Source organism: Ruegeria sp. N4 (genome assembly GCF_056531425.1).
The window spans coordinates 15,498-38,974 of the sequence record NZ_JBQFLT010000013.1; the positions used below are offsets into that span (position 1 = coordinate 15,498).

A 23,477-nucleotide genomic window follows, 5' to 3' on the forward strand; every position below is an offset into this window, starting at 1 on the left:
GCCATGCTCGACCTGACATACGATATGCCCAAAGTCAAAACCATTGCCGGGGCCAAGCACGATTGGGAACTGGTGATCGGGATGGAGGTGCACGCTCAGGTCTCGTCCAATGCCAAGCTGTTTTCCGGCGCATCGACCCAATTCGGGGCCGAGCCGAACGCAAACGTGGCCTTTGTGGACGCGGCGATGCCGGGGATGCTGCCGGTGATCAACGAGTTCTGCGTGGAACAGGCCGTGCGCACCGGGTTGGGCCTGAAGGCGGATATCAATCTGAAATCGGCGTTCGACCGCAAGAACTATTTCTACCCCGACCTGCCGCAGGGCTATCAGATTTCCCAGCTGTATCACCCCATCGTGGGCGAAGGCGAAGTGCTGGTTGAAATGGGCGACGGTACCGCGCGCATGGTCCGCATCGAACGTATCCATATGGAGCAGGACGCGGGTAAATCGATCCACGACATGGACCCGCATATGTCCTTTGTCGACCTGAACCGCACGGGCGTTTGCCTGATGGAGATTGTCAGCCGCCCCGATATTCGTGGCCCTGAAGAGGCCGCCGCCTATATCGCCAAGTTGCGCCAGATCATGCGGTATCTGGGCACCTGCGACGGTAACATGCAGAACGGCAACCTACGGGCGGACGTGAACGTCTCGATCTGCTTGCCGGGCGCGTATGAGAAGTATCAGGAAACACAGGATTTCTCGCATCTGGGCACGCGCTGCGAGATCAAGAACATGAACTCGATGCGTTTTATCCAGCAGGCGATCGAGGTTGAGGCCCGCCGCCAGATCGCCATCGTCGAAGCGGGTGGCAAGGTCGATCAGGAAACCCGTCTGTATGACCCGGACAAGGGCGAGACACGCTCAATGCGGTCCAAGGAAGAGGCACATGACTACCGCTATTTCCCCGACCCTGACCTGCTGCCTTTGGAAATCGAACAGGCGTGGGTCGACGACATTGCCGCCAAGCTGCCCGAACTGCCCGACGACAAAAAGGCACGCTTCATCAGCGAGTTTGGCCTGACCGATTATGACGCATCCGTTCTGACGGCCGAGGTCGAAAGCGCCGCCTATTTCGAAGAGGTCGCTCAGGGCCGCAACGGCAAGCTGGCCGCGAACTGGGTCATCAACGAGCTGTTCGGCCGATTGAAGAAAGAAGATCACGAGATCACCGACTCGCCGGTTTCGCCTGCGCAGTTGGGTGGCATCATCGACCTGATCGCCTCGGACGCCATTTCCGGCAAGATCGCCAAGGATCTGTTCGAGATCGTCTATACAGAAGGCGGCGACCCGGCGCAGATCGTCGAAGAACGCGGCATGAAACAGGTGACGGACACGGGCGCCATTGAGGCCGCCTTGGACGAGATCATCGCCGCCAACCCGGCGCAGGTCGAAAAGGCCAAGGTGAACCCGAAACTGGCGGGCTGGTTTGTCGGTCAGGTGATGAAAGCCACCGGCGGCAAGGCCAACCCCAAGGCTGTGAACGAACTGGTCAGCAAAAAGCTGGGATCGTAAGCCCCCGCTCACCCGGATTGAACGGAGTCAGGCCACCGGCTTGACTCCGTTTTCATTTGCGCCCTTTCTTCGGCAGAGATGACGGAGGGTGCCATGCAGAACAGATTTAATCAGGAACTCGAGGACCGTCTGGTCCGCTACGCGGCCATCGACAGCCAAAGCGATGAGACCTCGGCCACCACCCCCAGCACCGACATTCAGTTCGACATGCTGAACCTGCTGCGTGACGAGCTAAGGGCAATCGGCGCGCAGGATGTTGAACTGACCGGCGACAGCGTTGTTGTGGCGACAATCCCCGGCACCGCGCCCGGCCCGACCATCGGCTTTCTGGCCCATGTGGACACCGCGCCCCAGTTCAACGCCACCGGCGTCAAGCCGCGTGTGATCAAAGGGTACAACGGCGGCGACATCTCCTTTCCCGATGATCCCGATCTGGTGCTGTCACCTGCGGAACATCCTTATCTGGCGGAAAAGATCGGTCATGACCTGATCACCGCATCCGGCACCACCCTACTGGGCGGCGACGACAAGGCGGGCGTGTCGATCCTGATGACAATGGCGCGGCATCTTATTGAAAACAAAAACATCCCCCACGGCCCGATCCGCATCGCCTTCACCCCCGACGAGGAAATCGGCCGTGGTGTGACCCCGCAACTGCCCAAAGACCTGGGGGCCGATTTCGCCTATACGCTGGACGGTCAGGAAGTGGGCGAGATCGAATACGAAAGCTTCTCGGCCGACCGCGCGGTGATCAAAATTATCGGCGTCTCGATCCATCCCGGACTGGCGAAGGACAAGATGGTTAATGCCGCCCACCTCGCCGCCAAGATTGTGCACACCTTGCCGCAGGCGACCATGACCCCGGAAACCACTGATGGGCGTGATGGATTCATCCATATCACCGATATGAATGGCGGCTCATCCGAGATGGAGATCAAGCTGATCCTGCGCGATTTCGAGATGGAGGGCCTTGAGGCGCAACGGCAGATCGTGCGTCAGGTCTGCGACGCGGTGCAGGCCACCGAACCGCGTGCGACCATCACCTGCGACATCAGCCATCAATACCGCAACATGCGCTATTGGTTGGAAAACGACATGACTCCCGTCGATCTGGCCCGAGAAGCCTGTCAGGAGCTTGGCATCGAGCCTCTTTCCGTTCCCATCCGGGGCGGCACGGACGGATCCCGCCTGACCGAGTTCGGAACCCCCTGCCCCAACCTGTTCACCGGGATGCAATGCATTCACGGACCGCTGGAATGGATTTCGGTACAGGACATGGCACAGGCAACCGAATTGTGCCTGTCGGTTGTGGCCAAGGCGGCGCAGAAAACCGGCTGAATGACGCCATTTTCGCAACCTCCCTTTCACCCATGGACTGGCGTGCTAAGTTGGCCGCAACAGGCATTAGGAAACAATTGATGCAGCGCTACGAATACAAGGTGATCCCCGCCCCGCAAAAAGGCACCAAGGCCAAGGGCGTCAAAACGGTCGAGGGGCGCTTTGCGGCCTCGGTTGAGCAGGTTTTGAACCAAATGGCGCAGGCCGGGTGGGAATACCAGCGGGCGGAACTGCTGCCTAGCGAGGAACGCTCGGGCCTGACCAAATCGACCACGAACTGGCGCAATGTTCTGGTGTTCCGGCGGATGATCGCGGCGGCTGTTGTGCCCACGCCGTCCCCGACCGAAACACCCGAAGGCGTGCCGCTGGCCCAGCCTGTTCCGGGGCCAGAGGCCGTGCAAGCGCCCGAGCCCATCGCCGAAGAAGCAGACGAACCGCCCCTGACGCTAAAACACAGCGATGATGCGGCAAAAGAGCCGGACAAAGCCTAAACCCTGCCGACTGTACCCGACCGCTAAGACGTGACTTCGGCGATCAGGTCATCCCAGACCGAAAACACAAGGTCCGGCGCCAGCCGGTGGCGTATGTCAGTGTGATTGGCCGCCATTTCCGTGCGCATGTGCGGATCCTGTATCAGCTGCAAGGCAGACGCGGCCAGCGCATCGACATCTCCGGTCGGCACCAAAAAACCATTTCGACCGTGATCAATAAGATCGGATGGGCCATAGTCGCAATCGAAGGACACAATGGGGATACCACTGACCGCCGCCTCGGCGACAACATTGTGAAACCCTTCAAAGCGGGACGTCGCCAAAACGATCTCACTGTTTTTTGCCCAAAGGCCGACCTCGGGCGTATTGCCCGGCAAATTCACAACGCCCTCAAGCCCCAGATCCCGACGCAGCGTTTCCAATGCGCCGCGTTCGGGCCCTTCTCCGTATATTGTCAGAGTCGTTTCGGGGCTGTGCGCGTGAATACGTTGCATGGCTTGCAGAAGCATATCGAAGCCCTTTTGGGGCACCAGCCGTCCGATCGAAACCAATTTGCGCGCGGGTCCGGTCTTTGTCGGGGCAACGACATCAAAGGGCGTAATCGGGTTCGGAATAACAATGCCGCGCTTGCGCAGCGTCGGTGGCAAATCCGCCAGACCTTTTTGTGTCAAAGCGACCACTTTGGCAGCCCGCATCCCCAACACGGCCTTGAACTTCAACCACAAGGGATGGGCATTTTGCCGTTTTGGGTTGTTGCGCTCGCAAATGATGACTGGAATGCGCTTGTCCAGCGTCGCCAGCAAGGTCAGCACGTTGACCTTGGTCAGAAATGAGATCACCAGATCTGGCTTGAATTGGCGCACTGTTTTTCGGATGTGCATCAAGCGCCTGAGCTGCCCCGACTTCCCGGTCAGCGCGCTGATTTCAACATCGGGGTGATTTTCGAAGTACGGCCCCTGCTCGGGCATGCTGAAGGCCGTCACATGCACCTTCAACCCGCGCCGGGCGAAATGCCCCGACAACATTGAGATAACTTTTTCCGCACCACCCGGCCCAAATCCGGCCTGTACAAATAGTACTCGCACCAAAACACCCTAAAACAAATCAGCAGGCTTCGTGACGCTAAACCACGCCAGAAGTTCATACAACAAATCGTTTGTTAAATTAAAATTAAGACGAAAAACGACGCTCTAATTGGTCTCTGGCCGGTTTCTATAACTCTCGCCAAAGTCATAGCCTGAACAATCGCTCTGCAAGACCGGAATCCCATGCGAATTAGAAACGCAATTTTGACGGCGACCGCCGGAAAACGGCCCAAGCGATTCTGTGATCCGCTTGGAACAGGGTCAGACGTCGATATCCAGCGCCAACGCATGGATCCGGGGCACAATATCCCCCAACGCCTTGTGCACCGCGCGATGGCGGGCGACGCGGGACTGCCCCTCGAATGCAGAGGCTCGGATGCGGACGTTGAAATGGCTCTCGCCTCCGTCCTGATACCCCGCATGGCCGCGATGGCTTTCGCTGTCATCGACAACCTCCAGCTCGCGCGGATCGAATGCGGCTTGCAGGCGGGTTCGGATTTCGTCGGTCACGTTCATTTTTATGCTCAGCGGCAAAAATTTTGCCGCGCCCCTCTTCTACTTTCGGCTGCTTAGACTAAACTGCTGCCTCCGAGTCGAAAAGATGCGTTCGTGAGGATCACAGCATGGCGAAGTCAGACCCCTTCGGATTTGATATGTCCGTTTCCAGCGCCAAGAAAAAGAACCCGCGCGGGCGTCGGGGTATGTCGGGCGCGTCTGAGACCTCGGTGCGGATCTGCGACCACCCGGGATGTGAAGAACCCGGCAAGTACCGCGCGCCCAAAGCACCGGATGTATTGGATGATTTCTACTGGTTCTGCCAGCAGCATGTGCGCGAATATAACCAGAAATGGAACTTCTTCGACGGCACGACCGAGGCCGAGCTGAACGCGCAGCGTTCGAAAGACAAGGTTTGGGAACGTGAAACCAAACCCATGGGCGATCCCGAAGCCCGTGCCTGGGCCCGCCTGGGCATCGAAGACCCGCATCAGGTGTTGGGTTCGAACAGCACCCAGAACAAGGGCCGCACCTCAGGCGGAGGAGGCCGTCGCCTGCCGCCCACCGAGCGTCGTGCAATCGAGATTCTGGAAGCCAATGACAGCTGGTCCAAAGCCGAGGTCCGCAAGGCCTACAAGAAGCTGATCAAGGTACTGCACCCGGACATGAACGGCGGCGACCGCTCGCAAGAGGAACAGCTGCAAGAGGTCGTCTGGGCCTGGGATCAGATCAAGGATAGCCGGAACTTCAAGTGACGTCTGGCCCAAGCCTCGCTTGTTAATAGGGTTGTGGGATCATCAGATACGCCTGATTTGAAGATCGAATTGCACGGGCTGGAATCCCCCACCCCATGCAATAGGTCTTGCCAAGCACAATCAGAATTTACCGTTGTCGTGGGCCATTTCGTTTGGGATGGGCGAAACGACGTCCCAGTGTTCGACGATTTTGCCATTCTCGACGTGCCAAAGATCAAAAAACGCCCACGGCTCGCCACCCATGACGGCATCCGACGCCACGAAGACAAAGTTCCCCTCGGCAACAACAATCTGCGGTTCGAACTTGGTGATGACCATCCCTTGCGCCGCAAATGCCTCGACCGCTGCCATTAGGCCATCCAAGCCATCCGCGATGTTCGGATTGTGCTGACGATAAACGGCAGGGTCCATGTAATCGGTGACTTTCTCGGGGGCATTTCCGGCAAGGACATCCCGCACGAAGCCGACGACAAGCTGTTTGTTTTCAGCCGTTTTCCCATGATCGGCCAACTCGACCGGCCCATCTGTCATTGAGCGTCCCGACGCCGTGGTCTCAGGCGGGGCTTGCAAGTTGTCCCAGTGTTCAGCAACCAGCCCGTCTTCGACCCTGAACACATCGAAGGCAACAAGGGTCGGGGCGCCAAAAGCATCGGCGTTTTCAAAAGTGTTGTGCAAGACGACATAATCCCCCTCGGCAATGACGCGGTGGGTTGTGACGGTCATGCCTGAGGCTTCGATTGCCGGAATAACGCTCAGCAATGCGTCGGCCCCGGTTGGAATTGAAGGATTGTGTTGAATGTAGTCCGGGGCCAGCAGATCTTTGGCCGCTTGCGGGTCATGTTCAACAAAGGCTGCTGTAAACAGAGCCATAACCAGTTCCTTAGGTGTCATCGTGCGTCCTTTCGATTCGCGTTATGGCAATAGCTGGTATCAAAAATGCACTACGTTTCAATTACGCACTAAAATGAAACAAGGTATGTTTTAGGATACCTGGTCTGGTCCAAGGGCGCTTGAATCGCCGAACATCGGTATGGTAATCGACGCTGGTATTCAATTTGCACCGAGGCGAAAATGCTACCCATAGGCGTTGAAAGCAAAGCCGAAGCATCGAACTGCCCCATTCGCTCCGTTCTGTCGAATGTTACGGGCAAGTGGCGCATGATCATCATCTTGTCGCTTGAGGATGAACCGAAAAGGTTTGGAGAGATCAAGCGCTGCATCGGCGATGTGACACAGCGGGTTCTCACCGAAAACCTGCGGGGGCTTCAGCGCGATGGGTATTTGACACGGACCGTTGATCCTGGTCCTCCGGTCGCTGTGTCTTACGAACTGACCCCGCTGGGTCGTAGCCTTCTGGAGCATCTGAAACCGTTGGTCTTCTGGTCCAGCACGCGACAGGAGCAGGTCAAGGCTGCGCGGCTGGAATATGAAAAAGCGCATCAGGACTGAGCGGTTATGGCCGATCACCGGCGCTAGCAAATTGCAACTCTGACGCCTGCATGGGGTGGCTCCACAGCCCTCAAACGTGACGTCCAATACGAACCTGATCGTTCAGAGCATCTCGTCGTCCTCAACCTGTTACAAACCCTTGTTACGGCCTGTCCCGTGGGCCGCGTAATCTGCCCATATCCGATTTGACGCGAACAGCGAGTTTGGACTGCGATATGGACAACCTGATCTACACCATTCACGAGGTCTCAGTGGTGCTGGCCCTCGGTTCGACCCTGATGCTGAGCCTGTATCTTGCCCTGAACCTGCGTTTGCCGCGTTTGGGTCTGTGGCCCAGCGCCAGCGGGTGGCGGCATCACGCGGCGTTCGGGCTGTTTCGGCTGTTTTGCGGGGCCACCGTCGTGTTCGCTTTGTCCGAGGTTTGGGTGAACGGCTGGGGCCATTGGGTGCGCTACGCCATCGGGGTGCCGATCATGGTTCTGTCCTTCGGAATTACTCTGCGCGGGTACAGGTTTCTGGGCTCGACAATACCTACTGCGAAAGCGACGGGTTGGTGACAGGCGGCATGTATGCCTATTCGCGCAATCCGCAATATGTCACCTCGGTGCTGGCAACGGTGGGTCTGGGGATCTCCAGCGGATCGTGGCTGACCCTGGCCTTGGCGGCCATTCTGTTCCTGATCTACTTTCTATTCGTTCTGAACGAGGAAAGATGGCTGCTTCAGGGATATGGCCGCGCCTTTCAGGACTACATGCGCCAAACGCCACGATTTGTTGATGAGCGCAGCCTGATCAGATTGCGCAGAGCGATCCTGCACTAATCGTTTCAGACCAACCGATAAGGCCAGTTGAAAAGAAACATCCGGTCAGCTTCTTCAAGTGGCGGCTTTCCCTTGCCCTTGCCTGCAATATGTTGCACCACACACGGGTTCAAACCCGGCAATACGGGTCAAAGGATAAGGACAAGGCGCATGGCTGACGGATCGATCGACATCAACGCAAAACCAACCGAAGAGATCTCGGTCCGTGAAGTGTTTGGCATTGACAGCGACATGGCGGTCAAGGGCTTTGCCGAGGCCAGCGACCGTGTGCCTGCCATTGATCACACCTACAAGTTCGACCCAGAGACGACGCTGGCGATTCTGGCAGGCTTTGCCCATAACCGCCGGGTGATGATCCAGGGCTATCACGGCACCGGAAAATCGACCCATATCGAACAGGTCGCCGCCCGTCTGAACTGGCCTGCCGTGCGTGTGAACCTGGACAGCCACATCAGCCGGATCGACCTGATCGGTAAAGACGCGATCAAGCTGCGCGACGGCAAGCAGGTGACTGAATTTCACGAAGGCATCCTGCCCTGGGCGCTGCGCAACCCCGTTGCCATCGTTTTCGACGAATACGACGCAGGCCGCGCCGACGTGATGTTCGTGATCCAGCGTGTTCTGGAGCATGACGGCAAGCTGACCCTGCTGGACCAGAACGAGATCATTACGCCGAACCCGAACTTCCGCCTGTTCGCCACCGCCAACACTGTTGGTCTTGGCGACACCACGGGCCTTTATCACGGCACGCAGCAGATCAACCAAGCGCAGATGGACCGCTGGTCACTGGTCTCGACCCTGAACTACCTGAGCCACGACGCCGAAACGATGATCGTTCTGTCGAAGGCCCCGCATTACAACACCGAGAAGGGCCGCAAGACCGTCAGCCAGATGGTCACAGTCGCCGACCTGACCCGGACCGCGTTCATGAATGGCGATCTGTCCACCGTCATGAGCCCACGGACCGTGATCAACTGGGCCCAGAACGCCGAGATTTTCCGTAATGTCGGCTATGCCTTCCGTCTGTCTTTCCTGAACAAATGCGACGAGTTGGAGCGTCAGACCGTGGCCGAGTTCTATCAGCGTTGCTTTGATGAGGAACTGCCGGAAAGCGCGGCGAGCGCGAGCTTGGGGTAAGCACCCGAATTGCGCCCGTTTCGGGCGCAATGCCTCCGGCGGGGATATTTTTGGCCAGATGAAGGCGGATCCGTTAGTCTTCTCCGCGTTGGGCAGGTCACTTTGATGAGGGCTTAGGACATGGCACAGAAGAACGACAACCCTGCTGATCCGTTCAAGAAGGCCCTGGCCGAGGCCACCAAGGTCATGGCCGATGATCCCGAACTGTCGGTGACCTATACAGTCGATCCCTCGGGCATGTCGGGTGAGTCGATGCGGCTGCCTCAGGTGTCGCGCCGGATGACTCGAGAAGAGGTGTTGCTGGCGCGCGGCACGGCGGATGCCTTGGCGTTGCAACGCAAATACCATGATGACGCGACCCATGCGCGCTATGCGCCTCCGGGCGACATGGCGCGGGATCTTTATGAAGCGATGGAGGTCGCGCGGTGCGAGGCGATGGGTGCGCGGGATATGCCCGGCACGGCGTCGAACATCGACGTAAAGATTGGCCACGAAGCGCTGCGGCGCGGGTATGATCAATGCAAGCAACCGGCCGAAGCGCCCCTGTCGGTGGCGGCAGGCTATCTGATCCGGCATCTGGCCACCGGGCGCGATCTGCCGCCTGCAGCGGAAAACGTCATGAACCTGTGGCGCGGGTTTATCGAGGAACAGGCGGGCGGCACGCTGGAAAACCTCGACGATATTCTCTCGGATCAGGCCGAGTTTGCCAAATTCACCCGTCAGGTGATCAAGGATCTGGGCTATGGCGACCAGCTGGGCGATGACCCGGATGAGCTGGATGACGAGCAGGAAGATCAGGCCGAGGACGACGCGGACGAACAGCCCGATCCCGACAGCACCGGGCAGGATGATCAGGACGAGCAAGACGCCGACGCCACGCCCGAGCAAACGCAGGAAGAACAGCAAGATCAGTCTCAGGCACAGGTCTCGATGGATGAGATGGCCGAAGATGAGATGGGCGATGAGGCCGAGATGCCGGACGGCGAGGCCCCACTGGAACCGCCTGCCCCGCCCCCCGCGTCCGAGGCTGACCCGGATTACAAGGTCTACCTGAACACGCATGACGAAGAGATCGCCGCCGAGGATCTGGCCGAACCGGCCGAGCTTGAACGGCTGCGCGCCTATCTCGATCAGCAGCTGGACCAGTTGAAAGGGGCTGTCAGCCGTCTGGCCAACAAGCTGCAACGCCGTTTGCAGGCGCAACAGAACCGGTCGTGGGAGTTTGACCGCGAGGAAGGCATTCTGGATGCCGGGCGTCTGGCGCGTGTCGTGGCAAACCCGACCACACCGCTGAGCTTCAAGGTCGAGAAAGACACCGAGTTCCGCGATACCGTGGTGACCCTGCTGCTGGATAACTCAGGCTCAATGCGCGGGCGTCCGATCTCGATCGCCGCCGTCTGTGCTGATGTTCTGGCAAGGACGCTGGAGCGCTGCAATGTGAAGGTCGAGATTCTGGGCTTTACCACGCGCGCGTGGAAAGGCGGTCAGGCGCGCGAGGCATGGCTGAACGATGGCCGCCCGCAACAGCCCGGGCGTCTGAACGATCTGCGCCATATCATCTACAAAGGGGCCGATGCGCCCTGGCGGCGCGCTCGGGCCAATCTGGGTCTGATGATGAAAGAGGGGTTGCTTAAGGAAAACATCGACGGTGAGGCGCTGGAATGGGCCCATCGCCGCATGCTGGCGCGGCGAGAACAGCGCAAGATCCTGATGGTGATTTCGGACGGCGCTCCGGTCGATGATTCAACGCTGAGCGTGAACCCGGCAAATTATCTGGAAAAACACCTGCGCGATGTAATCGCCATGGTCGAAAAACGCAAGATGGTCGAATTGCTAGCTATCGGGATCGGCCACGACGTGACCCGGTATTATGATCGGGCCGTCACGATCACCGATGTCGAGCAGTTGGCTGGCGCGATGACCGAACAACTGGCGGCGCTGTTTGACAGCGATCCACGCGCCCGCGCCCGTGTGATGGGAATGAAAAAGGCCAGCTAAGGCTGGCCTTGCCTCCGGCGGCCGTATTTTAGACAAGAAGAAGAGGCGGCGTTTCAAGCCGTCCTTCGGTTTGAGGGAGGGAATGATGTTTCAGTCTTTTGAAGTTACGGCGCGTCCGGAACAGGGGCCGCCGCGCTTGGCTGCATTGCGGGCCGAGATGGAGCAAGAGGGGCTGGACGGGTTTCTGATCCCGCGCGCAGATGCGCACCAGGGGGAATATGTGGCCCCACGGGATGAGCGGCTGGGCTGGTTGACCGGGTTTACCGGCTCGGCCGGGTTCTGCGCTGCGCTGCGCGATGTGGCCGGTGTGTTTGTCGATGGGCGGTATCGGACGCAGGTCAAGGCGCAGGTTGCCGAGGTCTACACTCCGGTCCCCTGGCCGGATGTCAGCCTGAGCACCTGGTTGAAAGAGCAGTTGCCGCAGGGCGGCAAGGTCGGGTTTGACCCCTGGCTGCACGCGGCCGGTCAGGTCTCGGCCGTGGCGAAAGAGCTTGCGGGTAGCGATATTGAACTGGTGCGCAGTGACAATCTGGTAGACCGGATCTGGGCGGATCAGCCTGCCCCGCCAATGAACCCTGTGGCAGCCCATCCGATTGAATTTGCCGGGGAAACCGCCGAAAGCAAGATCGCGCGACTGGCGGAGGGTTTGAATACGTCCGGGCGCGCGGCGGCGCTGATCACCTTGCCGGATTCGATCATGTGGCTGCTGAATATTCGCGGCTCGGATATCGCCTATAACCCTGTGGCGCATGGGTTCGCGATTTTGCACGCCGCTGGGCAGGTTGATCTGTTCATGGCCGCCGGAAAGCTGGACGGTGTACGCGAGCATTTGGGGGATCAGGTCTCGGTCCGGGACCCTGCGGCGTTTCTGGATGCTGTCGGTCGGTTGGAAGGACGCGTTCAGGTGGATCCGAACACGGTACCTCAGATCGTTGCAGACGCTTCGGGGGACAAGATGGTTGACGGCGGCGATCCCTGCGCCGTGCCGAAAGCCTGTAAAAACCCGGCTGAAATCGCAGGCAGCGCCGAGGCGCATTTGCGTGATGCGGTTGCGGTGATCGAAACCTTATGCTGGTTGGATGGACAAGGCCCCGGTACCGTCTCTGAAACCCAGGTCGTGACGCGGCTGGAAGAGAGCCGGCGTAAAGACAATGCGTTGCAGGACATTTCGTTCGACACAATCGCGGGAACCGGCCCCCATGGAGCGATCATGCATTACCGGGTGACCGAGGCGACCGATAGCAGGTTGGAAAATGGCCATCTGCTGGTGCTGGACAGTGGCGGGCAATATCTGGACGGGACCACCGATATCACCCGAACCATTGGGATAGGTGAGGTCGGAGAGATCGAGAAAGCCTGCTTCACCCGCGTTCTGAAGGGCATGATCAATCTGTCGATGCTGCGCTGGCCGGTCGGGCTGTCTGGACGTGACATTGAATGCATCGCCCGGGTGCCGCTGTGGCAGGCGGGACAGGATTTCAATCACGGGGTCGGTCACGGTGTCGGCGCTTACCTAAGCGTGCACGAAGGCCCGCAGCGCCTGTCGCGGATCAGCCACGTGCCATTGGAACCCGGCATGATCCTGTCGAACGAGCCCGGATATTACCGCGAAGGCGCGTTTGGTATCCGCATCGAAAATCTTGTCGTGGTCGAAGAAGCCCCCAACCTACCTGACGGCGATGATGAACGCGCCATGCTGCAATGGCGAACGCTGACTTACGTGCCGATTGACCGGCGCCTGATCTTGGTAGATATGCTTACCTCCACCGAACGCGCCTGGCTGAACAGCTATCATCAGGCCGTTGCAGAAAAGATCCGGCCAAGGCTGGGCCCTGAGGCTCAACTGTGGTTGGATGCCGCAACAGCGCCGATTTGACATCGGACTGTTACATGGAACGGGCAGAGGAGAGGCCCGAAAAAGGCGAGGAAAAGACGAAATATGACTGAGATCACAATCGAGAAGGCGGACGGAAAGTGGAGCGTTCGCTCGGGCGGTGCGGTTCTGGGCGAAAGCAGCAATGCTCTGGTACTGCTGGAAGGCGATCTGGATCCAGTGGTCTATTTTCCTCGCGCGGATATCGCGATGGCGTTTCTGGATCAGACGGACAAGGTTACGCATTGCCCGCATAAGGGCGACGCGACGCATTATTCGATCGTGAACAAGTCATCGGTGACAGAAAACGCCGCCTGGAGCTATGAAAACCCGATCCCTGCCATGGCCGAGATCAAGGGTTATCTGGCGTTTTATCCGGCGGAGTCAGTGAAGGTTGAACAGATTTAAACCTGTTTGGCTCACCTGTATTTGCCCTGGGCTGCGGCGCGGATCAGACATAGCCCTTGCGCACCAGCGTGCGGTAGCTTGATCGCATCTCGCCCCGGTCGATGTAACATCCCCGCAGATAGCGTTCTCCGCTTGTGGCAGAATACGCCTCGCGGCCATGAACGATCCGGTGGTTGTCGAAGACAAAGCACTCTCCGGCCTGCATGCGAAAGCGGTTGAGGTATTTGGGGCTGTTGATTGCCCGCAGGAACTTGCTGAAAGCCGGGTAATAGGCATCCAGAACGTCCTGGGGCAAATCAAACACATCCGCCATATGCTGCGAGATGGTCACGCCTGACACGGTGCCATTGGTATCCAGTTCGATCACGTGCTGATGCGCGCGCCAGTCGAAATCTTCGTGGTCATAGAAAAACGGCACTTGATGCTGGACCAGTAGATCAAAGTCTTCGGGATGTTCGGCGCGGAAGTCTTCGGCCACGGCGGCCCCGTCGACAAACAGGCTGTAGCCCCCATCCACGCTGTTTCTGCGGCAATGCAGAAACTGAACACCGGGCGCCATTTCTTCTGACGGTGTGTCGGTATGCATCTCCAGCGCATTGGCCGTGAACGCAAGATTGACGGGGTCTATGTGGACCTTCACATCAAAATACTCACCAGCGACCGAGGGCCGGACCAGCCCGAGGCAATTGGCGAGCTTGGTCAAGGACTCGTCGCTGTCCTCCATATCCGTGATGACGGCGACGCCTTCTTCAAGCAAGGCACGGGCCCAGGCCGCGCGGGTTGGCATGTCGTGGATCACGTCATGTTGGCTGAACCGTGGAAAGCTGTCGCTGTGCCCGGACCGCCAGAGCTTTCTGGGAAGCACCGCCGGATCATCCCGCCCGCCGCGTGTCTGAAATTCCATCAGCCAGTCGATTGAATACCGGCTTTGGTGGTCTTCACCCAGCCAATCGATGATCAGATCATTGCCCTCAACCTCGGCCGATCTGGCCTGCGGGGCTTGAGTCAGCGAAGTAATGTCAAACGTGCGCTCACGCAGTTCGGGATCAAAAGACGAGGTGCAATTGTCCCGCAGCCAGTAATAGTTGAAATAGACGTCCTGCCCACCGGCGTGAAGAACGAGCCCCTGATCTTTCAGAGCAACCGCACCATTTGTGTTCGACATCGCTGGCTCCTGGCAGATGAAACAACCGCATGTGTTGGTCCCGTTTCCGGGATTCTGACGCGACCATGACGAGATCCGAATTTTGACGCAAAGCCAATTTCAAATTCGCGTATCCTGCTCACGCGACTGTGGTGTGCATGTGAAGCATATGGCGTGCACACTGAATGTGGATGCGAACAGGAGGGCGCCATGTCTGTTTCACGTCGCAGATTTGCCGGGTTGATCGGGGCCGGAGCGTTAGTGCCGGGGGCGGTGTGGGCGCAAAGCGATCCGGTGCTAGAGGCCATACGCAGCACGCTGTATTCCGGTCGCACCGATTTTGAAGCACAGATGGCGTACCTGATACGGCGAGGAAACCCGGATGTGGTTCCGGCCCTGATCACCGCAATGCGGTTTGCCGACCGGCGGCGGGACGAGATTTCCGAAGTGATTGAAACCCTCTCGGGCCAGAAACACGGCACCGACTGGTTTGACTGGATGCTCTGGCAGGAACGGAACCCGCAACTGGTGCCCCACCCGTCGCTCATCCCGTTCAAACGCGAAGTTCTGTTGGGGATCGATCAGAACTTCGATCTGTTCCTGCGGCCCGAATACCTGGCGCGCGACAGGATGAAAATCCGGCTGGAAGAGATCGCATGGGGCGGCGTTTACAAGGACGGCATCCCCTCCTTGGACAATCCAACGCTGATCTCGGCCTCGGATGCCAGTTACCTCAGGGACGACGATCTGGTCTTTGGCGTCTCGATCAACGGCGACACGCGCGCCTATCCGCTGCGGATCATGGGCTGGCACGAGATGTTTAACGAGGTGATTGGCGGGGTCCCGGTCGCCCTGGCCTATTGCACCCTATGCGGGTCCGGCATCCTGTTCGAAACGCAGGTTGCGGGTCGGCGCAAGCCCTTTGTGTTTGGCTCGTCAGGATTCCTTTACCGTTCCAACAAGCTGATGTTTGACCGCGAGACGCATTCGCTGTGGAACCAATATACCGGCAAGCCTGTCGTCGGCCCGCTGGTCGACAGCGGGATAGAACTGAAACAGCGACCGGTTGTCATCACCACCTGGGACAGCTGGAAAACCTCGCACCCTGACACGCGGGCCTTGTCGTTGAACACCGGGCATCGGCGGAACTATGGCTCGGGCGTGGTGTATCGCGAGTATTTTGCCTCATCCGAACTGATGTTCCCGGCGCAGGTGGATCAGTCGCAGCACCGGCAAAAGGACTATGTGTTTGCGATCCGCCAGTTTGGCGCGGCACGGGCCTGGCCCTTAGATGCGTTCAGCCGAACCCGCGTGATCAACGATGCGATTGCGAACCGGCCTTTGGTTTTGATTGGCAATCCGGATCGGCGCACCGTCCGCGCCTATGAGCGTGCCGGCCACAGGTTCACGGCTGCGGATGGCGGTCTGGTGGATGAAGCAGGCCGCAAATGGACCTTGACCGAAGAAATGCTGATCGGCCCGGATGGCACCCAATTGCCACGGGTGGCCGGGCATATCTCGTACTGGTTTGCCTGGGACAACTATCTGGGCGACGCCGCGAGCGTGTATCGGGGCTAGGAATGCTCCTCGGCCGCTGTGGCCGCCAGCGCGCGGTTATACGCCTTCAGCGCATCGACGTGATACAAGGCACCAACCGGGGTTTCGGTCCCGTCGTCTTCCAGGATGATCACCGGGATGCATGGAATGTCGTCCCGGTCGAAATAGGGCATCGCAGCCTCCAGCGTGGCGCTGGCCTTGACACACAGGCCCTGTTCGATCAGCGCGCGCGCCTCGTCGGCGGTGATCGAGCGCGCGTCGCCAATGGGCCGCATCACTGCCCCGGCCCGCAGCATGGCCAGCAGATAGGCCTGCGGCCCGGCGGCCAGATGCACATTGCGACGCTCAAGCTGGGTCAGGAAGAACGACCGATCCACCAGACGCGAGGCCAGCGCAGTGGACATCGACACCGACACCATCACGGCCAGACCGATCTGCCAGTCTCCGGTCAATTCAAACACGATCAGTGTGGTCGAGATCGGCGCACCAAGAACAGCCGCCGCAACCGCCCCCATTCCGGCAAAGGCATAGAGCGTGTGGGTTCCCGACACGTCGGGCAACAAACCGGTGGCGATCAGACCAAAGGCCAGCCCCGTCAGCGCGCCGATCATCAACGCGGGTGAGAATACCCCGCCCCCCATGCGCCCGCCCATGGTGATGGCAACCGCAACGGTCTTGACCACGGCAAACAGGATGGCCGTCGTCAACACAAGATCGCCGGTCAGGGCGCGGGTCGTCGTTTCATACCCCACACCGATGATATGCGGGAACCAGATCGCCAGCAGGCCCAGCATCGCACCGGACACAGCCGGACGCAGCCAACCGGGCAGAGACAGGCGGTTCTGGATGTGGTTGCCAATATCCTCGGCAAAGAAGATCGAGCGCATCAGCAGCAAGGCCACAAACCCGCAGATCAGCCCGAGGATCAGAAAGGCGGGCAGTTCCACGTAGAATTGCAGCGATCCGGGTGTATCCAGCGTGAATTCAGTGACATCGCCATATTCCAGCCGGTTGATCACAGTCCCTGCGACCGAGGCGATGACAATGGGCGCAAAGGCGTGCACGGCGAAGTGGCGCAACACAACCTCAAGCGCGAACAGCGCCCCGGCGATGGGCGCGTTGAAGCTGGCTGAAACGGCGGCGGCGACCGCGCACCCCAGCAGATCCCGCCCGGTGATCCCGTCGGCGTGGATGCGGTTGCTGACCCAGGTCGAGATGACACCGGCCATATGCACCACCGGTCCCTCCCGACCGGTTGAGCCGCCGGAACTCAGCGTGATCAGCGAGGCGAAGAACGAGGCGATACCAGCCTTGGTTTCTACCCGGCCATCGCTGACGGCGGCCCCTTCGATCACGTCCGCGACAGACCGCACGCGGCCATCATCGGTAAACTTGTTCAGGATGATACCGACGATTAGACCGCCAATGATGGGGATGATCAACACCATGAACCACGGCAGCATCTCTGCATGGCTGTGCAGCAGCAGAATATCCTCGGTGTCGTAGAGATACGCCTGCAGCGCGCGGATCGCCTTGCGGAACCCCAGCGCCATGAACCCGGCGGCGATTCCGATGGCCAGGGCGATGAACCAGAACTGAATCTGGCTGGGCCCACGCCGCCGCATCACCCGCCACGCATCCTTGATCGCGGCCATGGCCTGATTGAGCTGGTTGCGCAGAACGGTGCGGGTTGACTGGGTCATTGGCCCTCGGGGATCAATACATACCCCTTAGTAAGCCACGGGGCGGCCATATAAAAGTGCGATAGCGACGGTGGAGGCACCAGGAAACGCCACAAGCGGCGTCAGGCGTCCAGCAAGGCGCGGGCGGCAGCGCGCGCTTCGTCGGTGATCGTGTCGCCCGACACCATTCGGGCGATCTCATCCACGCGATCACCTTCGGCCAAGGGCACAACAGTCGAGAGGGTCTGACCCGCGCTTACCTGCTTCTGCACCCGCCAGTGATGCGCAGCGCGCGCGGCCACTTGGGGTGAGTGTGTGACGACCAGCACCTGCCCACCTTGCGCCAACGAGGCCAACCGCCGCCCCACGGCATCGGCAGTGGCACCGCCGACGCCCCGGTCAATCTCGTCAAAGATCATCGTTCTGGCACTGTCATCACCGGACAGGCAAACCTTGAGCGCCAGCAGAAACCGGCTGAGCTCACCACCCGAGGCGATCTTGTTCAGCTGCCCCGACGGCGCGCCGGGGTTGGTGGCAACCGTGAAGGCCACCGCATCGGTGCCTTCGGGGCCGGGATCGGCTGGCGAGATTTCTGTCTGAAACACCGCCCGTTCCATTTTCAGCGGCGCAAGCTCGGCCATGACCGCCGCATCCAACTGCCCGGCGGCCTTTTGGCGGGCCGTGCTGAGCCTGGCCGCAGCCGTATCATATGCGGCTTGCGCAGCGTCGACAGCGGCCCGACGCTCGGCCAGATCAGCGTCACCGGCATCCAACTGACCCAGACGATCCCGCAGAGTATCTGCAAACGCGCCCAGATCATCCGGTGCCACGTCATGCTTGCGGGCCAGCGCGCGGATCGCGAACAGGCGTTCTTCGGCGGCTTCCAGTTCCGCCGGATTGAAATCCAGCGCCTGAAGGCAGGCGTTCACACCGTCCTGCGCCTCACCCAATTCGATCAGGGCACGCCCCAGCGCAGCGATGGGGTCTTCCAACTGCCCGCCTGCATTGTCGGACACACCTTCCAGCCAGCGCATCGCATCCGACATCGCGCCTTCGGCACCTTCACCGCCCAACAGGTCAAATGCGCGGGCGACGTCATCGCGGATCCGCTCGGCCCCCTGCATCATGCGGCGGCGCGCATCCAGATCGGCATCCTCACCCGGTTGCGGGTCCAGCTTGTCCAACTCGGCCACGGAATGACGCAGAAATTCCTCTTCAGCGCGCATCGCGGCCAGCGCGGCCTCGGTCTCGGCCAATGCCTTGCGGCTGCGCGACATCTCGGACCACGCACGGCGCACCGATGCCAACTGTTCCGAGACCTGAGCGTAGTCATCCAGCAAAACCCGGTGGCCGCGCGGGTTCAGCAATCCGCGATCATCATGCTGGCCGTGCAATTCGATCAGCGTTTCGGACAGCGCCCGCAGCACCTCGCCCGAGCAACGACGGTCATTGACCCAGGCGGTCTTGCGGCCCTCGGCGGTGTTGACGCGGCGCAGGATCAATTCCTCTCCGCCCGGCAAACCGGCCTCGGCCAGAACCGCATGGGCCGGATGGCCGTCGGGCAGCTCAAACTCGGCCACCACCTCGCCCTGCGCCGCACCCTGCCGGACCAGTGCGGCCCGACCGCGCCAACCCAGAACGAACCCCAGCGAATCCAAAAGGATCGACTTGCCCGCCCCGGTCTCACCGGTCAGCGCGTTCAGGCCCGGCTGGAACGTCAGTTCCAACCGGTCGATGATCAGCATGTCACGGATATCTAAGGCGCGCAGCATCGGGTGTTAGCATCCCCAGACCGTCACCAGCTTACAACCACTGGCCCTTGATCGTCTGGCGATAAATCTGGCTGAGCCAGTTGTTGCCACGGCTCTTCAGATCCAGCCCGCGCGAGGTCAACAGCTTGTAGGCATCGTCATACCATTCCGAGGACTGGTAGTTGTATCCAAGGATCGCGCCTGCGGTCTGCGCCTCATCAAACAGACCCAAGGACAGATAGGCCTCGACCAAACGATACAGCGCTTCGGCAGTGTGCGACGTGGTTTGGAAATCCTCGACCACGACACGGAAGCGGTTGATGGCCGCGATATAGTGATCTTGACGCAGGTAATAGCGCCCGATCTCCATTTCCTTGCCCGCCAGATGGTCAAAGGCCAGATCGAACTTCAACACGGCCGAGGTGGCATATTCGCTGTCGGGATAAACCTCGATCACCGTGCGCAGCGCTTGTAGGGCCTGAAAGGTCAGGCCCTGGTCGCGGCCAACTTCGTCGATCTGGTCATAATAGCTGAGCGCCAGCAGATACTGCGCATAGGCCGCATCTTCGTCCGTGGGGTAAAAGTCGATATAGCGCTGCGCGGCGGCGCGGCTTTCTTCGTAATTCTTGTCGGCATGGAATGAAAACGCCTGCATGATCAGCGCGCGTTTGGCCCAATCCGAATAGGGGTAAAGCCGTTCGACTTCCGAGAAATACCAAGCCGCGTCGTCCGAGCGATTCTGCGACAGCTCATATTCGCCACGCGTATAAATCTGCTCGGGCGTGAAGCCTTCAAGGTTCTGTTCGCGGTCAGCGCCCCTGTTACCACATGCTGTCAAAACTGCTGCCAGAAGAATCGCGCCCGCGAACCTGACTGCCGCTTTGCTGCCAACCATACCGCCCATCCTTGTCATCATACTCAACGAGGTTTGCCCCGAATTGAGCCATGGTCTAGCATAGATATTTCCGGTGCAAAACGCCTTATGCGCGCTCTGTCGCAAATGTCGTCAGAGTTGATTGAATCAGGCGACCGCCGGAATTTCATCCAGAACAAGGCCCTGGCCCGGCAGACGGGCTGCCTGTTCAGGTGTGCACAGGATCGGACGCACCGCGCCGGGTGTTTCGAACAGCTTGCGCAGCAGGGTGTTGGTCATCGAATGGCCGGACTTGTCACCGGTGAAGTGACCCAGGATCGGACCGCCCGCCAGATAAAGATCACCCAACGCATCCAGCATCTTGTGGCGAACGGCTTCGTCCGCATAGCGCAGGCCACCCGGGGTCAGAACCTCGTCACCCTGCACCACAACAGCGTTTTCCAGCGTACCACCCAGGGCCAGACCGTTTTCGCGCATGGCTTCCACGTCGATACGGCGGCAGAAGGTGCGGCAATCGCTCAGCTCGCGCACGAAGGATCCGTTGCGCATATCCAGCGTTTTGGTCTGATTGCCGATAGCGGCATCTTCAAAGTCGATATGGAAATCGATGATCAGCCCATCCGCCGGAGCGATAGATGCGCTGGCCCCCTCGCGCGATGCGGTGACGGGTTTCAGCACTTCATAAGCCAGAACCGGGCTGGCCTGACGGCGCACACCCTTGGCCATGATGCCCCGCACAAAGTCGATGGACGACCCGTCCATGATCGGCACTTCGGGCCCGTCAATCTCGATCAGCGCGTTGTGCACGCCGCAACCCGCCAGCGCCGCCATGATATGTTCGACGGTCGACACCGACACGCCTGCATCATTGATCAGTCGGGTGCACAGCGGCGTACGTTCGACAATGTCATAGATGGCAGGGATCAAAGCGTTGCCCAGCTCGATATCCGTCCGTTTGAACCAGATGCCATGACCTGCTGCTGCCGGTTTCAGAACCATGACAACAGGCTGACCGCCGTGCAGTCCGACGCCTTTGAACGTGACCGGAGATTTGAGCGTATGTTGCAAAATGGGCCTCAGCGAGTGGTGTCCAGCCTCGGACGGCTGTGTTGGACACCCAGTTAAGGAAGCGGGCGGTCAGGCTCAACTCACTCTTTGCAACTGAATGAAACATCAATGTAACAGATCGGCAAAACCCTGCTTATCTGCTCATAAATCCCTAACAAATATAGAAAAAGGGCCGCCTGATGGCGACCCCTGATGCTCATTTTGTTACCGCGATCAGTTGGCTTGACGGCGCAGGAAAGCCGGAATTTCGATCCGCTCCTGGTCGGGATCCGCTTCTTCATGCGCAGGTGCCGTGGCGTCAGCCTGCCGCATCGCGGGCTGCTGACGGACCGGCTGCGCGGGTGTATCCGCGGCGTGACCGGTCATGCGGTCGATCAGACGGTTAAAGCCAAAGCGGGGGCGTTCTTCGGCTTCAGCTTGCGGCTGCGGCGCGGGTTCCGGCGACCGTGTTGCGGTCAGACGCTGTGCTGCCGAGGGGACATTTTGCACCGCCGCCTGCAAGCGCTGCAGCGCCTCGGGCGAAGGCGTTCCCGCCGCATGCGGTTGCGCGGCGTAGGCGTCCGGCGCCTGCTCAACAGGTTCCGGCTGCGGTTCGAATTCAGCGACACGCGGTTGGTAGGCGGGCGGCGGAAGGCCATCATCGTCCTGTTCGTCACGCGGCTGGAATTGCGCGGGCTCTTCGGTTGCCTCGAACAGCGAGGGTTCGCGGTTTTCCGGCATCTGAGGCGCGGCCTCTGCCACTTCTGCCGCGGCAGGTGCTTCATCACGCACAGGTTCTTCGGCCGATACAGTGCGGGTCAGCGGCTCGGACATCGAACGGCGCGCAACTGGCACATCGCTGGTTTTTTCCGTGGCATCGATCCCGGTTGCCACGACCGAAACGCGCATTCCGCCTTCCATCGCGGTGTCGAGGGTCGAACCGACGATGATATTGGCCTCGGGGTCCACTTCCTCGCGAATGCGGTTGGCGGCTTCGTCCAGTTCGAACAGTGTCAGGTCGTGCGAGCCTGTGATGTTGATCAACACGCCCTTCGCGCCTTTGAGGCTGATTTCGTCCAGCAGCGGGTTGGCGATGGCCTTTTCGGCGGCCTGAATGGCCCGATCTTCGCCGGTCGCCTCGCCCGTGCCCATCATCGCCTTGCCCATCTCGTCCATCACGGCGCGCACGTCCGCGAAGTCGAGGTTGATCAGACCCGGGCGCACCATCAGATCAGTCACGCCCTTGACGCCCTGATACAGAACGTCATCGGCCATCGAGAACGCCTCGGTGAACGTGGTCTTTTCATTGGCCAGACGGAACAGGTTCTGGTTCGGGATGATGATCAGCGTATCGACGACCTGTTGCAGCGCCTCGACGCCGTCTTCGGCCTGGCGCATGCGCTTGGCACCTTCGAACTGGAAGGGTTTGGTGACAACGCCAACGGTCAGCACACCCAGTTCCCGCGCGGCCTGCGCGATGATCGGCGCGGCCCCGGTACCGGTGCCCCCGCCCATACCGGCGGTGATGAAACACATATGGGCACCTGCCAGATGATCGACGATCTGTTCGATGCTTTCTTCGGCGGCGGCGGCCCCAACCGTCGGACGGGCCCCTGCCCCCAGACCTTCGGTGACCTTCACACCCAGTTGCACCCGCGCCGAAGACTGGCTTTGCTGCAACGCCTGCGCGTCGGTGTTGGCGACGACAAAATCGACGCCGTCCAACTGTTTTTCAATCATGTTGTTGACTGCGTTGCCGCCTGCGCCGCCAACGCCAAATACTGTAATCCGAGGCTTCAGTTCGTCGTGCCCGGGCATCGAAAGATTCAATGTCATGCTCTGTCCGCCTGTATTTTTGTTCCGCCAAAGCGGTGTTTTTCTTACCTATCCTTGTTCGATTCTATCCTTGTGATGCGCAAAGGTCACGTCAAAAATCGCGCAAATCCACAAAATATGGAGGAAATAAGGCATCAAACGGCGGCATTTCGCACCTGCCGCCAAATCTTGCGGAGCGGCCTAAAGATGCCACAAGACAGCCGAAAACCGCGCCGTGGCGAT

Annotated in this window: 21 protein-coding genes; 12 read left to right on the top strand and 9 right to left on the bottom strand. The window is 59.8% G+C overall.

Annotated features, from left to right (window positions below):
• Positions 1 to 3: 3 nt before the first annotated feature.
• From gatB to ACR0LW_RS17510, 3 genes are all read left to right on the top strand, one after another.
• Positions 4 to 1,515: an Asp-tRNA(Asn)/Glu-tRNA(Gln) amidotransferase subunit GatB gene (gene gatB / locus ACR0LW_RS17500; RefSeq protein WP_170622379.1), complete on the top strand. Its 1,512-nt coding sequence runs from the start codon at positions 4 to 6 to the stop codon at positions 1,513 to 1,515.
• A gap of 93 nt (positions 1,516 to 1,608) precedes the next feature.
• On the top strand, positions 1,609 to 2,853 hold the full coding sequence (gene pepT, locus ACR0LW_RS17505; protein ID WP_480883607.1) for a peptidase T: 1,245 nt from the start codon (positions 1,609 to 1,611) through the stop codon (positions 2,851 to 2,853).
• Positions 2,854 to 2,933: 80 nt separating this feature from the next.
• Entirely contained in the window at positions 2,934 to 3,344 is a 411-nt protein-coding gene (locus ACR0LW_RS17510) for a DUF4177 domain-containing protein (RefSeq protein WP_480883609.1), read from the top strand.
• Between the two features lie 23 nt (positions 3,345 to 3,367).
• Here the strand turns inward: ACR0LW_RS17510 and ACR0LW_RS17515 are convergent, their stop codons facing one another.
• Both ACR0LW_RS17515 and ACR0LW_RS17520 read right to left on the bottom strand, forming a co-directional pair.
• Positions 3,368 to 4,429, bottom strand: a complete 1,062-nt coding sequence (locus tag ACR0LW_RS17515) for a glycosyltransferase family 4 protein (protein WP_480883611.1) — start codon at positions 4,427 to 4,429, stop codon at positions 3,368 to 3,370.
• 261 nt (positions 4,430 to 4,690) lie between these two features.
• Positions 4,691 to 4,945 carry a BolA family protein gene (locus ACR0LW_RS17520; protein WP_480883613.1) on the bottom strand — a complete coding sequence of 85 codons (255 nt, stop codon included), beginning with the start codon at positions 4,943 to 4,945 and terminating at the stop codon, positions 4,691 to 4,693.
• Between the two features lie 107 nt (positions 4,946 to 5,052).
• Here ACR0LW_RS17520 and ACR0LW_RS17525 point away from each other — a divergent pair, with 107 nt between their 5' ends.
• A complete protein-coding gene (locus ACR0LW_RS17525; protein ID WP_170452049.1) occupies positions 5,053 to 5,679 on the top strand; it encodes a J domain-containing protein in 627 nt (208 codons plus the stop codon).
• 120 nt (positions 5,680 to 5,799) lie between these two features.
• On the opposite strand, the gene ACR0LW_RS17530 is transcribed toward ACR0LW_RS17525, so the two are convergent.
• Positions 5,800 to 6,549, bottom strand: coding sequence for a nuclear transport factor 2 family protein (locus ACR0LW_RS17530; protein WP_480582262.1), 750 nt, complete (start codon positions 6,547 to 6,549; stop codon positions 5,800 to 5,802).
• 201 nt (positions 6,550 to 6,750) lie between these two features.
• Between ACR0LW_RS17530 and ACR0LW_RS17535 the strand changes: the two genes are divergently transcribed.
• The 7 genes from ACR0LW_RS17535 to ACR0LW_RS17565 all read left to right on the top strand — a co-directional run bounded on the left by ACR0LW_RS17535 (position 6,751) and on the right by ACR0LW_RS17565 (position 13,364).
• Positions 6,751 to 7,128, top strand: coding sequence for a winged helix-turn-helix transcriptional regulator (locus ACR0LW_RS17535; RefSeq protein ID WP_170452054.1), 378 nt, complete (start codon positions 6,751 to 6,753; stop codon positions 7,126 to 7,128).
• 215 nt (positions 7,129 to 7,343) lie between these two features.
• Positions 7,344 to 7,685, top strand: a complete 342-nt coding sequence (locus tag ACR0LW_RS17540; RefSeq protein WP_480883616.1) for a hypothetical protein — start codon at positions 7,344 to 7,346, stop codon at positions 7,683 to 7,685.
• Positions 7,682 to 7,948 (top strand): methyltransferase family protein, encoded by a 267-nt coding sequence (locus tag ACR0LW_RS17545; protein ID WP_480883618.1) that lies wholly within the window; start codon positions 7,682 to 7,684, stop codon positions 7,946 to 7,948. Before ACR0LW_RS17540 ends, ACR0LW_RS17545 begins: the two co-directional genes overlap by 4 nt.
• 150 nt (positions 7,949 to 8,098) lie before the next feature.
• The gene (gene cobS, locus ACR0LW_RS17550) at positions 8,099 to 9,085 is read left to right on the top strand and encodes a cobaltochelatase subunit CobS (protein WP_170452058.1); all 987 of its coding nucleotides are present in this window, start codon (positions 8,099 to 8,101) and stop codon (positions 9,083 to 9,085) included.
• Between the two features lie 120 nt (positions 9,086 to 9,205).
• Positions 9,206 to 11,083: a cobaltochelatase subunit CobT gene (gene cobT / locus ACR0LW_RS17555; RefSeq protein WP_170452060.1), complete on the top strand. Its 1,878-nt coding sequence runs from the start codon at positions 9,206 to 9,208 to the stop codon at positions 11,081 to 11,083.
• 85 nt (positions 11,084 to 11,168) lie between these two features.
• Positions 11,169 to 12,959 carry an aminopeptidase P family protein gene (locus tag ACR0LW_RS17560; protein WP_480883620.1) on the top strand — a complete coding sequence of 597 codons (1,791 nt, stop codon included), beginning with the start codon at positions 11,169 to 11,171 and terminating at the stop codon, positions 12,957 to 12,959.
• A gap of 63 nt (positions 12,960 to 13,022) precedes the next feature.
• The gene (locus ACR0LW_RS17565) at positions 13,023 to 13,364 is read left to right on the top strand and encodes a DUF427 domain-containing protein (protein ID WP_170452064.1); all 342 of its coding nucleotides are present in this window, start codon (positions 13,023 to 13,025) and stop codon (positions 13,362 to 13,364) included.
• A gap of 43 nt (positions 13,365 to 13,407) precedes the next feature.
• Here the strand turns inward: ACR0LW_RS17565 and ACR0LW_RS17570 are convergent, their stop codons facing one another.
• Positions 13,408 to 14,529, bottom strand: coding sequence for a TauD/TfdA family dioxygenase (locus ACR0LW_RS17570; RefSeq protein WP_480883622.1), 1,122 nt, complete (start codon positions 14,527 to 14,529; stop codon positions 13,408 to 13,410).
• A gap of 189 nt (positions 14,530 to 14,718) precedes the next feature.
• On the opposite strand from ACR0LW_RS17570, the gene ACR0LW_RS17575 reads away from it, so the two are divergent.
• Complete coding sequence (locus tag ACR0LW_RS17575) at positions 14,719 to 16,086, top strand: DUF3179 domain-containing protein (protein ID WP_170523393.1); 1,368 nt, start codon at positions 14,719 to 14,721, stop codon at positions 16,084 to 16,086.
• On the opposite strand, the gene ACR0LW_RS17580 is transcribed toward ACR0LW_RS17575, so the two are convergent.
• The 5 genes from ACR0LW_RS17580 to ftsZ all read right to left on the bottom strand — a co-directional run bounded on the left by ACR0LW_RS17580 (position 16,083) and on the right by ftsZ (position 23,255).
• Positions 16,083 to 17,768, bottom strand: a complete 1,686-nt coding sequence (locus tag ACR0LW_RS17580) for a chloride channel protein (protein ID WP_170452070.1) — start codon at positions 17,766 to 17,768, stop codon at positions 16,083 to 16,085. The genes ACR0LW_RS17575 and ACR0LW_RS17580 overlap by 4 nt on opposite strands.
• A gap of 101 nt (positions 17,769 to 17,869) precedes the next feature.
• Complete coding sequence (recN, locus tag ACR0LW_RS17585; protein ID WP_480883625.1) at positions 17,870 to 19,519, bottom strand: DNA repair protein RecN; 1,650 nt, start codon at positions 19,517 to 19,519, stop codon at positions 17,870 to 17,872.
• Positions 19,520 to 19,550: 31 nt separating this feature from the next.
• Positions 19,551 to 20,393, bottom strand: a complete 843-nt coding sequence (locus ACR0LW_RS17590; protein ID WP_170452073.1) for an outer membrane protein assembly factor BamD — start codon at positions 20,391 to 20,393, stop codon at positions 19,551 to 19,553.
• 126 nt (positions 20,394 to 20,519) lie between these two features.
• Complete coding sequence (gene lpxC / locus ACR0LW_RS17595) at positions 20,520 to 21,440, bottom strand: UDP-3-O-acyl-N-acetylglucosamine deacetylase (protein ID WP_170633564.1); 921 nt, start codon at positions 21,438 to 21,440, stop codon at positions 20,520 to 20,522.
• 213 nt (positions 21,441 to 21,653) lie between these two features.
• The gene (gene ftsZ / locus ACR0LW_RS17600; protein ID WP_480883627.1) at positions 21,654 to 23,255 is read right to left on the bottom strand and encodes a cell division protein FtsZ; all 1,602 of its coding nucleotides are present in this window, start codon (positions 23,253 to 23,255) and stop codon (positions 21,654 to 21,656) included.
• Positions 23,256 to 23,477 lie beyond the last annotated feature (222 nt).